Origin of the sequence: Flavobacterium sp. KACC 22763, from assembly GCF_028736155.1 — a bacterium.
Lineage (GTDB): Bacteria > Bacteroidota > Bacteroidia > Flavobacteriales > Flavobacteriaceae > Flavobacterium.
This window is the reverse complement of the sequence record NZ_CP117879.1, coordinates 4118617-4132400: the sequence shown is the minus strand read 5'-3', so window position 1 is coordinate 4132400 and position 13784 is coordinate 4118617. Positions and strand designations below refer to the sequence as shown.

Below are 13784 nucleotides of genomic sequence, written 5' to 3'. Positions count from 1 at the left end.
GAATAATACTAACTATATTTCTTTTTTAACAAGCATAAAATAATCATTGTCCAAGGAACGATAACCTTGATCGTACAAGAAATAATATGTATTTCCTGTCTTGGTCTGTAAAATGTTTGTAAAGAACTCAAAATCAAAGCCTTTTGTTAATAATTTGTCTCGAGAAGCTTTCGATTTTCCGTCTACATTTAACTCTGCCAAAATACGGTAATTTTTGCGTAACTTGTTGTTTATATTTCGCATGAAATTCGTACTATCTTTATTTATTTTATTATTGTAGGCATTTCGACAGCTGTCTGAGCAGAATTTCTTGTCTTCTCGGCCGAAAATTTTGGCTGAGCATTCGAGGCATGTTTTCATTAATTCAATTTTTTAATTTCGTAAAGGTCAGATCTTCTGTCTTTTAATGTTTTTACACTTCCATGTTCATGAAGTTCCTTTAGTAAGGTTAAATCGACATCCACAATAAGCGTCATTTCTGTGTTTGGAGTAGCCTCAGCTTTGATTCCGTTACTTGGAAAAGCAAAATCAGATGGCGTAAATACAGAAGCTTGCGCATATTGAATATCCATATTGTTTACTTTCGGAAGATTTCCAACGCAACCTGCTATGGCTACATAACACTCATTTTCGATGGCACGGGCTTGCGAACAATGTTTTACACGAGTGTAACCATTTTGTGTATCGGTCAAAAATGGCACAAACAAAATATCCATTCCTTCATCTGCCAGAAGCCTCGAAAGTTCTGGAAACTCGACATCATAGCAAATTAGAATTCCAATTTTACCACAATCAGTATCAAAGGTTTTAAATTGAGATCCGCCTTTCATTCCCCAATGTATAACTTCGTTTGGCGTGATATGAATTTTGGTATACATTTCTGAAGTTCCGTCTCTTTTGCATAAGAAACCAACATTGTAAAGATTCCCGCCTTCCAAATAAGGCATACTTCCCGTAATAATATTGATGTTGTATGAAATGGCAAATTCCTGGAAACGCTTGCGAATTGGATCAGAGTGGCGTGCCAATTCTCGAATGGCTTCAGCTTCAGATAAATGATTATAATCGGCCATTAAAGGCGCAATAAATAATTCCGGAAAAAGAGCAAAATCAGAGCCATAACCCGAAACGGCATCAATAAAAAATTCGGCTTGTTCAAAAAGGGCTTCGACATTATTAAGCGGACGCATCTGCCATTGAATCAATCCCAAACGTATAATTTCTTTCTTCAAATTAATCAGTTTCGGACTATCATCATAGTATATATTATTCCATTCTAATAAAACCGCAAATTCTTTTGATTCTTCGTCGCCTTCCAAATAATTTTTGATGACTCTCAATACGTGAAAATCATTGCTCAGCTGAAAAGAAAGAACAGGATCGTATAATTCTTTGTTTCGCACTTTTTCTATATATGCTTTTGGAGACAGTTTTTTGGCGTGTTCTCTGTAGTTCGGAATTCTTCCAGCAAAAACAATTGCTTTTAAATTTAGCTGTTCGCAAAGTTCTTTTCTAGCATCGTATAATCGGCGTCCTAAACGTAAACCTCTATAATTAGGGTGAATAAAAACATCTATTCCGTATAAAATTTCTGCATTTGGATTATGAGTAGAGAAGGTGTAGTTACCACTAATCTGCTGATAATTATGTCTTTTTTCTACCAGTTTTTCATCGACAATAAGAGATAGGGCAGAGCCGACCACTTTTCCATCAACCAAAATCACAAGCTGGCCTTCTGGAAAAATAGAAAGCAGTCTTTCTATATCATCAGATCCCCAATACGAATCGGCCATTTCTGGATACGATTCAATCATTGATTTCTTTAATTGTCTATAGTCCTCAATTTCAAGGTTTCTTAACTCTACTTTTTTGATTTTTGCCTGCATATCGTAAGATTTATCTCAAATATACAAAAAACAATTTCCATTTACAAACGCTTACAAATAGTTACAGTCGATAGTAAATAGTTAACAACCGACTGTCAGTGTTGGAGTTTCTCATCTTTGCAGTGTTGAATTCGATAAACGATTCAAATGAATAGTAACATTAAAATAGTATACGCCATGAGTGCAATTAGAAACAAAGTACAGTTAATTGGGAATGTTGGTAATGACCCAGAAATTAAAACATTAGAAAGCGGTAGAAAAGTTGCTCATCTAACAATCGCAACAAATGAGATTTACAGAAATGATAAAGGCGAAAAAGTAGAGCAAACCGAATGGCATCGCATAACAGCTTGGGGAAAAACAGCAGAAATTATAGAAAAGTTTGTAGTGAAAGGAAAAGAAATTGCCGTTGAAGGAAAGCTAACTCATAGAAGCTACGATGATAAAAACGGCGAAAAACGCTATATAACTGAAGTGGTTGTAAATGAAATTTTATTGTTGAGTAAATAATACTTTTCTGAGAATAGTTAAATCCCACAGGTTTTATCTCGAAGCTCAAGTTAAACCCGACAGGTTTCAAAAACCTGTCGGGTTTGTTATAAAGAATAATATTCCGTTAGGAAAATCTCATCGGTATATTGTTTTTATAAAATTGAAACACCATTTGCATCAGTAGTAAGAACTTCGCTCATGTAATCAAAGAACGGTCTCATGTTTTTAAAAGCATCAAGAGCCAGTTCTAAAAATTGCGGACTTAATACTTCTTCGTCCGTAAAACGTTTTATGACCAAAAATTGTTTGAAACGAAGCAAGTCAATAGCAGGATGATCAACATCAAAACCTTTTGGCTTTGTTTTGAGCTGCTCTCCTTGCAAAGTGCCAAAATTGCTTTTGAAAGATTCAGAATTCAATATTTCTTGAAAAGTCTCTGGATCGTGGGCAAATTCGGTTCTTATTCTTTTTAAATCTGTGGCATTTGGTCCCCAGAATCCACCAGCGAAAAAACTGTTCCCTTTTTCCAGATGAAAGTAGTAACCGCCTCGTCTTGCTGCAGTTGCTCGTGTATAGCTTCCGCCCCAAAATGTTTTGAAAGGAGTTTTGTCTTTAGAAAATCGAATGTCGCGATAAATTCTGTAAACACTTTTTTTGCCCGAAGCATTTTCTAAAACATCAGTTTTGGAAAGTTCCTTGAGTAAAGCACCTGCAAAGTTTTCAATATGATTGAGTTCTATTAAATATTGCGGTTTATGTTCTTCAAACCATGGTTTATTGTTGTTCATTTTCAGCTCAGCTAAAAAATCAAGACTAGATTTGGGAATTGTAATAGTGTTTTCCATAATTGAATTTAAAAATCGAAAAATAGACTGCAATTTAAAACTAAAAAACCCACCAGAGAAATCTGATGGGTTTTTCTATATCGCGTTAAGCAGTTTTTTTGAATAAGTCAAACATAGGACAGCGGGAGCAGCGTTTCTTTTCGCTCTTTTTATATTTCTCGCAACAAGAAGATTTACAGTTCTCAATCTTCTTAATTTTATCAAGGATATCTTTGTTTTTCTTTTTCTTTTTATCCTTTTTTTTGTCCTTGTCTTTTTCTTTCTTGCTCACTTTTTCCTCTGAATTTTAAAAACAGAGACAAATATAAACCAAAAAAGTTATTTTTAAATATTCTAAATAAACTTTAACTTTTTTTATTTAGGATTGATTGCGATTGAACTTGTAACGGTTAATTGCTGAATATCACGATCAAACAAATAAAGTCCGCCTTTATCATCTCCAATCAAGTTGATTTTATCCAAGATAGATTTAGCTGTAGCTTCTTCTTCAATTTGTTCAGAAACGTACCATTGTAAGAAATTGTGTGTTGCATAATCTCTTTCTTCAAAAGTAATGTGCACTAATTCGTTGATAGATTTTGAAACAAAAAGTTCGTGATTATAAAGCTCTTCAAACATTTCTTTGAAAGTGGTGTAAGTTGTTTTTGGTGCTTTAAGATCTGTTACTTGAGCATGTCCTCCGCGTTCGTTTACATACTTAACCAATTTAAGCATGTGTGCACGCTCTTCGTCTGACTGTGTGTACATAAATTGAGAAATTCCCTCTAATCCTTGTACTTCAGCCCAACAAGCCATAGAAAGATAAGTTTGCGAAGATTCTGCTTCTATGCGGATTTGCTTATTTAAGGCCGATTCGATATTTTTTGCTAACATAATAAGTGTCTTTTTGGTAAAATTAAGAAAAATTATTCATTAGACTTTTGAGAAACCTCTAAAACATTAGACTTATGGATTAGTTCTTAATAAAATTTTGCTAAGCCGACCATTTATAGAATTATTTTTTAAACGAAAAAAGCCCTTAAGAAAAAATCTTAAGGACTTTTAATCAAGTCTTAAAAAGAAATTATTTTACAATAAAAGTAACTCTTCTAGCTAATCTTCTAGCTTCTTCAGAATCTTTTTGGATTGATGTATCTGCACCATTTGCCACAACATTTAAACGAGAAGAAGCAATTCCAGCTTTTTCAAAAATTGTTTTTACGTTTGTTGCTCTAGTGTTAGATAGTTTTTCATTGTACTCCGCTTTTCCAACTTGGTCAGCATAACCTACAAGGTCAAGAGAAGCAGAAGGGTTTCTTCTTAAATAGTTTAAAACCACATCAATCGCAGCAGTTGAGTTCTCTATTGGAGTTGTTTTGTTGAAATCAAAATACACACTGTAATACTTGTCATTAATCATTCTTTTGATTAATTCATTATCACTTGGTTGTGTTCCTACTTGTTTTTCGACAACTACTTCTTTTTGCGTAGGTCTGTTTTTGATTTGTGTTTCAAGATCAGCTACTTTGCTTTCTAAAGCAGAAATGTCAGCATTGTTACCATCACTTGACATTACTGTCCAGTCTGCATGTTTTGCATTTTTACCTAAGTAAATGTTTAAACCAACAGTTCCGTTAAAAATCAATCCAGAAAAACCTCTGTTTTCAGCAACATATACTCCATTAAAAGTATGATCTTGTGATGCATTTAGAATAGTTGAGAAATCTCCAGTTAAAGCGATTCTGTCTGATAATCTTATCTGTCCAGTTACACCAGCAATAAAGTTACCTACTTCGTCTGCTCCTTTAAAATTATCACTTCTTAGTTGACCATAACCAAAACCAGCATGTCCTAATAAACCAATAGTCTTAGTCCAAGTTTCGAAATTCATGATTCGTCCTAAGTTGGCAACAGCTTGTAAATCTACTCTATAGTATCTTGAATCAAAATCGATAGAGTTTCCTTTTGGATCAAAACTGTTGTACCCAAAGTCTGCCTTCAAACCAAACTTGTTGTTAAACATATAGCGCACTCCTAAATCTCCAGTCCATGGACTTGCAGTGTTAGTCGTATAACCACTATTAAATGGTCGTTGCGGTTTGTTAAAACCAGCACCTAAATCAATAGACCATTTATTAAAATTGTTATTGCTTTCTGTTTGAGCATGTACTCCAGTTAACGCTAGGGCAAATGCAAGAGTCATTACAATTTTTTTCATTATTTTTTGATTTTAAATTTGGTTCAAAACAACGACAAATTGTAGGTAAAAACTTTCCTTAAAAGTCAAAAAAGTATTAAAATAAGACAATAGCCTAAAAATCAAGGCTTAAAATAAAAAGGATGATAAAAATAAACGCGCGTTTATTTTTGTAAGCTACTGATAAAGACTTGTTTAGTTGAATCCGTCAGTAAATTTGCGCAGAACCAGTTGTTTTGCAACAATGTCATAATAGCTTAAAATAGTATAATTACTAAGTTTAAGGGTATTTGGAAGGGCAGCTTCCTTATGTGAATCTAGAAAATAGTAGACTTTATCAGCAGCAAAAGGCTCGTGCATTTCTTGGGTTAATTCTAGCTTTTTGGTCCAAATGCTTTCAAAAAAAGCAGAATAGTTTGTTTCAATATTGTAATAATTGTTTGAAGGGAAATCTCCAAAAGAGTCATTAAAATTGAAACCGTTCAGAGAAATCGATTTTAAATCGCTGCCCGAACCTCCTAAAGTGATAAAGAGATTTTTTTGATTTTTATAAACCGAAATCCCGGCATCAAGAGAAGACAATACGTTTAAAAACTTGGCTGTATTTTTTAACTGTTTAGGCTCACGATCTTCAATCTGCATTAGTAAAGGTGAATTAGCAAAACGGATAGTGTCTTTTTTGGTAACGGCAAATGATTTTATAGATTCACCAGATTCATAATTTTTTATATCAAACAAAAGTTCGTCAGCGTTAACATTAATCTGATATAATTTGTTTTCATGGTAATAAGAGTTAGATGATTTTGGATTTTTATCTCCAACAGGCTTCATAAACGTCTTCTCTATTATTTCCTGACTTTCTAAATTAATATCAAACAATTGTGTCTTTCTAAAACTTTGATCCAAAGTCAGAATCAAACGGTTTGGGAGAGTGTAGATTTTGCTTTTGGCACTAACCTTATACAGCGGATTATATTCGCCAGAATCCATTTTTTCAATCGGGTTTTCATTCAAAATCTGGTTAAATGTTCTAGGCTGTGTTTTTCTATCTATGAATTTGAAAGAGCTGAAATCGAGAAATCTTTCCTCAGCCATTCCGTTTTTAAAAACAAAAGCAGTCAATGCCTGTTTTGTTTTGCTTTGCATCAATAAATAAAAATTGTTGTCTTTTTGATATTGGGTTATGAGATAGTTTTCGTCAAACGGAATTTGAAATTTTAATGCTCTTGAAGTTTTGTTTTCCAGATAATATTTAATTAGAATAATTGTTTTTTCTTCTTTAGAAAACCAATACAAAGTCGGATTTCCGTCTTCGCTAAAACTATAACCCATCAAAGATCTGTTTTCAGTGTACTGACGGTTTGTGACAAATTTGTCTCTTAAAAATAAAGCGCTATTGTATTTTAATATCGAAAGACTGTCTGCGCTTGCGGCAAAAACAAATACGTCATGAGTAGCGGTATTTTCACCAACCATGATTTCAGATTGTCCTAGTTTATTTTTTAAATCGATTGAATAAGAGGTCAGCACTGTCTGACTTAACAGGACAGTACTGGAGATTAAAAACAGAAAAAGGAAAATTCGTTTCATATGTTTTTGGGCGCAAAAATCGTTCCGCTTATTTTATTGATTCATAAGCTCTTGAAAAAGATCTACAAACTGACCAACATGCATTCCATCCATCAAACCATGATGAACATAAACCGCCATTGACATCGTTCTTTTTCCAGTTTCTGAAACCATCATTTTGCCAAATGAAATTTTTGGACAGCTGTCTGGATATGTAAAACTGCGTGCATGAGTTATCGAACTAAAATTCAGCCACGGAATTGCCGAAAAATGAATCAGATTATCATCATCAAAAGATCTTGTGAAAAGTCCAGTTGTGTTTTGAATGCGCTCGATTTCGGTTAATGCAATTTGTTCGAATGTTTTAAAATCTGGGTGATATTCAATTAAAGAAAACCCAAAAGTGCCATCTTCACGACCAATTGTTGCCGATGCATCAATTTGGTCGTTAATGTATATTTTGTCTTCTGAAATTCGATATCTAAAATTTTCAATGGCATTTACTGCAACCAAAGTTTTATGCAAATAGAAATTGAAGAAAGAAGCGTTGATGCTTTTTGCAGTTTGATACGCTTTTGTGCAGTCAATTTCTACGGTGACACCAAAAAAAGGCTCTTCCATTTGTTTAAAATGGGCAAAATGCTCTTTTCTATTCCAATTTTCTAGGTCTAAAAGTGTTTTCATTATAATAAATTCGGAACGACTTCTGCAATAGTTTCAAATGAACTAAAATGCTCGTGTTCTATAGTGTGATTAATTTTTTCGTGTTCCCAAGTAGTGTGAAATGGAATATGAACGGCATAACCGCCAATTCCTAAAACTGGAAGAACATCTGATTTTAATGAATTTCCGATCATCAAAAATTCGTGCGGTTCAATATCTAAACGGCCTAAAAGTTTCTGATAATCGATTTCTTGTTTGTCTGACATTACTTCGATATGGTGAAAATAATGTCCCAAACCAGAACGGTGCAATTTACTGTGCTGATCTTTTAAATCGCCTTTTGTAGCAACAACCAATTTATATTTTCCTTTTAAGGCAGCGAGAGTTTCTTCAATTCCGTCTAAAAGCTCGATTGGTTTTTCTAGTAATTCTTTTCCGTATTGAATAATCTTTTCAATGACTTCCATCGGAATGGTATTATTTGAAATATTCATTGCGGCTTCAATCATCGAAAGGATATAGCCTTTGATTCCGTAACCATATAATGGCAGATTGGCAATTTCTATTTTGAATAATTCCTGCGAAATGCCTTGATGCGAAAGATAATCTTCCATCAAAGCGCAAAATTTATGTTCGGTTTCTTGAAAATAAGGTTCGTTTACAAACAAAGTATCATCGGCATCAAATGCGATTACTTTAAGATTTGGTATTTTAGTTTTATGTAACATGGTGTTTTTGTTTCAAGTTTAAAGTTTTCTTTGTTTCAGGTTTTTTAGCCACGACCCGAGCGATAGCGAACAGGCGAAGCAATTCACGAATTAAACTAATTTTTTGCCACAGATTATTAGGATTAAAAAGATTTTGATCTGCCTAATCTGCTAAATCTGCGTGAGATTTTTTTTCGCCACGAATTCACGAATTAAAATAAATTTTTAGCTACTTCTGATAACTAATTGTGAATTACACTAATTTTTTTTAATGATTTTCTGTTAAGATAAAAAAATATTCTGCTCAAATCTGTGTTATCTGCGTGAAACCTTTTTCTTAATCCTTAGAAAAAAGCCCTTTCAAAGAAATTGTTTTATCGTAAAATGTAATTCGGATTCCGAAAAGCAGAATGATTCCGCCGAAAACCATCTGTAAAGTTATTTGTTCTTCCAAAAACAACCAAGCTAAAATTGAGGTAATTACAGCTTGACTCAATAAACTTAGCGAAACCCTCGTTGCACGCATGTGCTGAGTCGCATAACTAATCGAAAGCCAAGCGCATAATTGGCAAATAACGGCCTGAAGCACGAGAACAAACCAGCCAGCATTTGAAAATCCGGTGAAAGGTTCGCCCAATGCATAACATAAAATTCCTAAATAGATGCTTGAAGCAAATAAACTAATCGTCATAAAGGAAAGAACATCAACTTCTGAAAGCACATTTTTGCTGACCAAAAGATAAATGGAATACAGAATTCCAGATAAAACGGCAAATAGAAATGCTTTGTCGAAGTTTAAATCGATAAAAAACTCAAAACCGACCAAAGTTACCATTCCGAATAAAGCGACCAATGTTCCAATCCAGAAATTCGTTGCAGGTTTTGCTTTCAGAAAAAAGAAAGAACCAACACCAACCCAAACGGGAGATAAATTGGTCAGCAACGAAGCCTGAGTCGCACTTGATTCCTGAATGGCGATATTCCAAACGGCAACATCAGATGAGAATAAAACACCGCATAGTATTGCCAAAAGAGCAAATTTTAATTTTGGAAGTTTGAAATTACCGCTGAAAATAACGTAAGGCAAAAGCAGCACCACGGCAAAAAACATTCGGTAAAAAGCCGAAATTAATCCTGGTGTTAAACGTAATTTTACCAATATCGGGAAAATAGATATGCAGAGTATACCGCAGATTAGGGCTAATCTTGGTTTTGTGAGTTTCATTTTTAGTTTATTTTTTCAAGTTTTTTTGGTGCATAGTTTAAAAAGAAAATTGCGTGAATCAATTAAAGTTTAATCGACTCACGCAATTTATAAATATATAAATATTTAGTTTACAGTCGCTCCATTCGGCGCATCAGCATCTGGATTTACAAAAATCAGTTTTCCTTCAGCGTTTGTTGTCATCAATATCATTCCTTGGCTTTCAACACCGCGTAAAGCTCTTGGCGCAAGGTTTGCTAATACAGAAACACGTTTTCCGATGATTTCTTCTGGCGAAAAACTCTCAGCAATTCCTGAAACAATGGTACGAACATCGATTCCTGTATCTACTTTTAGAACCAAAAGTTTGTTTGCTTTTGGCATTTTTTCAGCCTCTAAAATAGTTCCGATACGGATATCCATTTTCGCAAAATCCTCAAACTGAATTAAATCTTTTTGTGGTTCTGCTTGTTTGTTTTCAGCAATATTTGCGGTTTTTGTCGCTTCCAATTTATCTATTTGTTTTTGTATTTCTTCGTCCTCAATTTTAGCGAAAAGCAATTCTGCTTCACCAATTTTATGTCCTGCAGGCAATAAATCTGAGTTTTCAGAAATGTCATTCCAACCTAAAGTTTTATCAATAATGATGTCTTTTGCATCACGATTTTTCTCTTTTAGGAATTTACTGAAACCCGCAAAATGTTCTTTAAGGTCAGCTAAATTCAAGATTTTAGAAAGTTTTGCAGCAGTAAAAGGTAAAAACGGTTCAGCCAAAACGCTCAACGCAGCAGCAATTTGCAACGCCACATACATTTGAGTTTTTACACGCTCTGGATTGTCTTTCATAACTTTCCAAGGCTCTTCGTCTGCAAGGTATTTATTTCCTAAACGAGCCACATTCATCAATTCGCCCAAAGCTTCACGGAATCTGTAACGCTCCACCGAACTTGAAATCACGGCTGGATACGCTTTTAATTCAGCTAAAGTTTGTTCGTCAACTTCTGTAAATTCGTTTGGAGTTGGGATAATTCCATCGTAATATTTGTTGGTTAAAACCACAACACGGTTTACGAAGTTTCCGAAAACAGCAACTAATTCGTTGTTATTTCTCGCTTGGAAATCTTTCCAAGTAAAATCGTTATCTTTTGTTTCAGGAGCGTTAGATGTCAATGCGTAACGCAAAACATCTTGCTTATCTGGAAATTCTTCTAAATATTCGTGTAACCAAACCGCCCAGTTTTTAGAAGTCGAAAGTTTATTTCCTTCCAAATTCAAGAATTCATTTGCTGGAACGTTGTCTGGTAAAATATAGCTTCCTTCAGCCTTAAGCATCGCTGGGAAAATGATACAGTGAAAAACGATATTGTCTTTTCCGATAAAGTGTACCAATTTCGTTTCTTCATCTTTCCAATATGGTTCCCAATCTTTTCCTTCGCGCGCTGCCCATTCTTTAGTAGAAGAAATGTAACCGATCGGCGCATCAAACCAAACGTATAGTTTTTTACCTTCAGCACCTTCAACAGGAACATCAATTCCCCAATCCAAATCACGCGTTACGGCACGAGGTTCTAAACCTGCATCGATCCAAGATTTTACTTGTCCGTAAACGTTCGTTTTCCAATCGTTTTTATGTCCGACTAAAATCCATTCAGTTAAGAAATCAGAGTATCTATCTAAAGGTAAAAACCAGTGTTTTGTTTCTTTAAGAATCGGAGTTTCTCCCGTAATTGTCGATTTTGGGTTGATCAAATCAGTCGCGTTCAAAGTCGATCCGCATTTTTCGCACTGATCTCCGTAAGCTTCTGGATTGTCACATTTCGGACAAGTTCCAACCACAAAACGGTCTGCTAAAAACTGATTTGCTTTTGCATCGTACAATTGCTCAGTAACTTCTTCAATAAAATCTCCTTTATCATACAAAGTCCTAAAGAATTCTGAAGCCGTATCATGATGGATTTTAGCAGAAGTTCTAGAATAATTATTGAATGAAATTCCGAAATCTTCAAACGATTTACGAATAATTCCATCATATTTATCAATAACTTCTTGCGGTGTAACTCCTTCTTTCTTGGCTTTCATCGAAATTGCAACTCCGTGTTCATCGCTTCCGCAGATAAATGCTACATCTTTTCCTTGCAATCTTAAATATCTCGAATATATATCTGCAGGTACGTAAACCCCAGCCAAGTGACCAATATGAATAGGTCCGTTGGTATAAGGTAATGCCGCTGTGATCGTATATCTCTTTGGATCTTGTATCATAATTCAATTTTATTGAGTGCAAAAATAAGCAATAGAATTGAGATTTTAATATTACACAGAGATTCACAAAGAAAAAGCGCTGAGATTCGCCAAGATTTTATTGAATTTGGTTCTCGCAAAGTCGCAAGGGCGCAAAGTTTTTTGTTTTTAAGTTAAGGATTAACCATGAAGTTTGTCATTTCTCGTTCCTCGAAATGACAAAATAAATCGAAAACTTTGCGTCTCTGTGACTTTGCGAGATTAATTTAACTTCTTTCATAAAAAAATTGCGAACCTCTGCGAAAATCCTCCGCGCATCTCTGCGTAACAATCACAAAAAATCTCCTCAATACAAACCTTATAGTCTTTTTGACTATATTTGAAAAAAAATATCAAAACATGAGAAAAATATATCTAACCTTTTTAGTACTGTTTTCGTTTTACGGTTATTCTCAATCACAATCGGAAAAGAATTTAAAGCAGAGACAATATTCAAACCCAATTTTTGCTGGAGATTATCCAGATCCGAGTTTATTGAGAGACGGGAAAGATTATTATGTCGTTCATTCTTCGTTCGATTATTATCCAGGGCTTTTAATTTGGCATTCGACCGATTTAATGAATTGGGAACCTGTTACAAATGCGCTTCATAAATATGTAGGAGCCGTTTGGGCGCCCGATTTAATAAAGTACAATAACAAATATTACATCTATTTCCCTGCGAATAATACCAATTTTGTCGTTACAGCAGATTCTATAAACGGTCCGTGGAGCGAACCAGTAGATTTGAAAATCGGGAATATTGATCCAGGACATGTTACTGATGATAATGGAAACCGTTTTTTATATTTCAGCAACGGAGGTTACGTTGCCTTATCAAAAGACGGACTTTCGGTAACAAGCGAATTGAAACATGTTTACGATGGATGGAAAATTCCGCGTGAATGGAGTATTGAATGTTTTTGTATGGAAGGGCCGAAACTTTTCAAGCGAGGCGAATATTATTATTTAACGGTTGCTGAAGGTGGAACCGCTGGGCCAGCAACAAGTCATATGGTGATTTCCGCAAGATCAAAATCACCTTTTGGACCTTGGGAAAACTCGCCTCATAATCCGATTGTGAGAACCAACAGCAGTTCTGAAACTTGGTGGTCAAAAGGACATAGTACCATTTTTGAAGATGTAAACGGAAAATGGTGGATGATTTTTCATGGTTACGAAAAGGATTATTACAACTTAGGGCGTCAGACTTTACTTCAGCCAGTAGAATGGACAAAAGATGGTTGGTATAAAATTCCAGATCATATCGAGACTGATAAACCAATTGCAAAACCAGAAGGGAAAACACTTCCTGAATTTTCTTTGAGCGACAATTTTGAAGGTTCGGCTCTTAAACCGCAATGGAAATTTTACAACGGAGTAGAAGCTTCAAGATTTAAAGTTGCTAATAATACTTTGACTATTGAAGGAAAAGGCGATGGAGTAGGAAACAGTTCGCCTCTTGTAATTGTTCCGGGTGGACATTCTTATTCAGCTGAGGTTGAAATGGAAATAGAAGGCAATGCAGTAGGCGGATTAACGCTTTTTTACGATAATAAATATTACTCGGGAATATTGGCTGATCAAAACAATATCTTGGCGAATTTGAGAGGTTGGCAGTTTCCAACAGAAAAAAATACGCATACGCGAAAAGTCTTTCTCAAACTTAAAAACATTAAAAACACAGTTGATATGTTTTACAGTATTGATGGAAAAGATTGGAAGAAAATCGAGAATTCAGTTGAAGTTTCAGGATACAATCATAATGTCTTAAGTGGATTTTTAGGATTAAGAATTGGTCTTTGTTCGATTGGAAAAGGAAGTGTGAAGTTTAAGAATTTTGTTTACAAAACCTTAGAGTAAGTTAAGCTAATCTTTGCGGGACTTCGACTTCGCTCAGTCTGACAAAAGAATAAAAAACTTTGCGAATCTTTGTGTAAAATCTTTGTGTTTCTCTGCGGA

At 34.7% G+C, this 13784-nt stretch carries 12 protein-coding genes; 2 read left to right on the top strand and 10 right to left on the bottom strand.

The window, feature by feature from the left end; translation table 11 throughout:
• Positions 1–12: 12 nt before the first annotated feature.
• Together PQ463_RS17330 and PQ463_RS17325 are read right to left on the bottom strand one after the other, a co-directional pair.
• Entirely contained in the window at positions 13–360 is a 348-nt protein-coding gene (locus PQ463_RS17330) for a hypothetical protein (RefSeq protein WP_008465546.1), read from the bottom strand.
• Positions 360–1886 carry a bifunctional GNAT family N-acetyltransferase/carbon-nitrogen hydrolase family protein gene (locus PQ463_RS17325; RefSeq protein WP_274254745.1) on the bottom strand — a complete coding sequence of 509 codons (1527 nt, stop codon included), beginning with the start codon at positions 1884–1886 and terminating at the stop codon, positions 360–362. Before PQ463_RS17325 ends, PQ463_RS17330 begins: the two co-directional genes overlap by 1 nt.
• A 177-nt stretch (positions 1887–2063) precedes the next feature.
• On the opposite strand from PQ463_RS17325, the gene PQ463_RS17320 reads away from it, so the two are divergent.
• Positions 2064–2396: a single-stranded DNA-binding protein gene (locus PQ463_RS17320; protein ID WP_274254744.1), complete on the top strand. Its 333-nt coding sequence runs from the start codon at positions 2064–2066 to the stop codon at positions 2394–2396.
• A gap of 134 nt (positions 2397–2530) precedes the next feature.
• On the opposite strand, the gene PQ463_RS17315 is transcribed toward PQ463_RS17320, so the two are convergent.
• The 8 genes from PQ463_RS17315 to metG all read right to left on the bottom strand — a co-directional run bounded on the left by PQ463_RS17315 (position 2531) and on the right by metG (position 11804).
• Entirely contained in the window at positions 2531–3223 is a 693-nt protein-coding gene (locus PQ463_RS17315) for a DUF2461 domain-containing protein (protein ID WP_274254743.1), read from the bottom strand.
• A 354-nt stretch (positions 3224–3577) separates the two neighbouring features.
• On the bottom strand, positions 3578–4096 hold the full coding sequence (locus tag PQ463_RS17310; protein ID WP_008465537.1) for a ferritin: 519 nt from the start codon (positions 4094–4096) through the stop codon (positions 3578–3580).
• Between the two features lie 190 nt (positions 4097–4286).
• Positions 4287–5420, bottom strand: a complete 1134-nt coding sequence (locus tag PQ463_RS17305) for an OmpA family protein (protein ID WP_274254742.1) — start codon at positions 5418–5420, stop codon at positions 4287–4289.
• Positions 5421–5594: 174 nt separating this feature from the next.
• Entirely contained in the window at positions 5595–6989 is a 1395-nt protein-coding gene (locus tag PQ463_RS17300) for a hypothetical protein (RefSeq protein ID WP_274254741.1), read from the bottom strand.
• A 33-nt stretch (positions 6990–7022) separates the two neighbouring features.
• The gene (locus tag PQ463_RS17295; protein WP_274254740.1) at positions 7023–7652 is read right to left on the bottom strand and encodes a chloramphenicol acetyltransferase; all 630 of its coding nucleotides are present in this window, start codon (positions 7650–7652) and stop codon (positions 7023–7025) included.
• On the bottom strand, positions 7652–8359 hold the full coding sequence (locus PQ463_RS17290; RefSeq protein ID WP_111425328.1) for an HAD family hydrolase: 708 nt from the start codon (positions 8357–8359) through the stop codon (positions 7652–7654). The genes PQ463_RS17295 and PQ463_RS17290 overlap by 1 nt, the downstream gene beginning before the upstream one ends.
• Before the next feature lie 316 nt (positions 8360–8675).
• Entirely contained in the window at positions 8676–9563 is an 888-nt protein-coding gene (locus PQ463_RS17285; protein WP_274254739.1) for a DMT family transporter, read from the bottom strand.
• 105 nt (positions 9564–9668) lie between these two features.
• Positions 9669–11804, bottom strand: a complete 2136-nt coding sequence (gene metG, locus PQ463_RS17280; RefSeq protein ID WP_274254738.1) for a methionine--tRNA ligase — start codon at positions 11802–11804, stop codon at positions 9669–9671.
• 378 nt (positions 11805–12182) lie between these two features.
• On the opposite strand from metG, the gene PQ463_RS17275 reads away from it, so the two are divergent.
• Positions 12183–13685, top strand: a complete 1503-nt coding sequence (locus PQ463_RS17275) for a family 43 glycosylhydrolase (protein WP_274254737.1) — start codon at positions 12183–12185, stop codon at positions 13683–13685.
• Positions 13686–13784: the final 99 nt, after the last annotated feature.

Excerpts from the sequence above, each read along its gene's own strand:
- PQ463_RS17330 (WP_008465546.1), bottom strand. The coding sequence starts at position 360 with ATGAAAACATGCCTCGAATGCTCAGCCAAAATTTTCGGCCGAGAAGAC.
- PQ463_RS17325 (WP_274254745.1), bottom strand. The coding sequence starts at position 1,886 with ATGCAGGCAAAAATCAAAAAAGTAGAGTTAAGAAACCTTGAAATTGAG.
- PQ463_RS17320 (WP_274254744.1), top strand. The coding sequence starts at position 2,064 with ATGAGTGCAATTAGAAACAAAGTACAGTTAATTGGGAATGTTGGTAAT.
- PQ463_RS17315 (WP_274254743.1), bottom strand. The coding sequence starts at position 3,223 with ATGGAAAACACTATTACAATTCCCAAATCTAGTCTTGATTTTTTAGCT.
- PQ463_RS17310 (WP_008465537.1), bottom strand. The coding sequence starts at position 4,096 with ATGTTAGCAAAAAATATCGAATCGGCCTTAAATAAGCAAATCCGCATA.
- PQ463_RS17305 (WP_274254742.1), bottom strand. The coding sequence starts at position 5,420 with ATGAAAAAAATTGTAATGACTCTTGCATTTGCCCTAGCGTTAACTGGA.
- PQ463_RS17300 (WP_274254741.1), bottom strand. The coding sequence starts at position 6,989 with ATGAAACGAATTTTCCTTTTTCTGTTTTTAATCTCCAGTACTGTCCTG.
- PQ463_RS17295 (WP_274254740.1), bottom strand. The coding sequence starts at position 7,652 with ATGAAAACACTTTTAGACCTAGAAAATTGGAATAGAAAAGAGCATTTT.
- PQ463_RS17290 (WP_111425328.1), bottom strand. The coding sequence starts at position 8,359 with ATGTTACATAAAACTAAAATACCAAATCTTAAAGTAATCGCATTTGAT.
- PQ463_RS17285 (WP_274254739.1), bottom strand. The coding sequence starts at position 9,563 with ATGAAACTCACAAAACCAAGATTAGCCCTAATCTGCGGTATACTCTGC.
- metG (WP_274254738.1), bottom strand. The coding sequence starts at position 11,804 with ATGATACAAGATCCAAAGAGATATACGATCACAGCGGCATTACCTTAT.
- PQ463_RS17275 (WP_274254737.1), top strand. The coding sequence starts at position 12,183 with ATGAGAAAAATATATCTAACCTTTTTAGTACTGTTTTCGTTTTACGGT.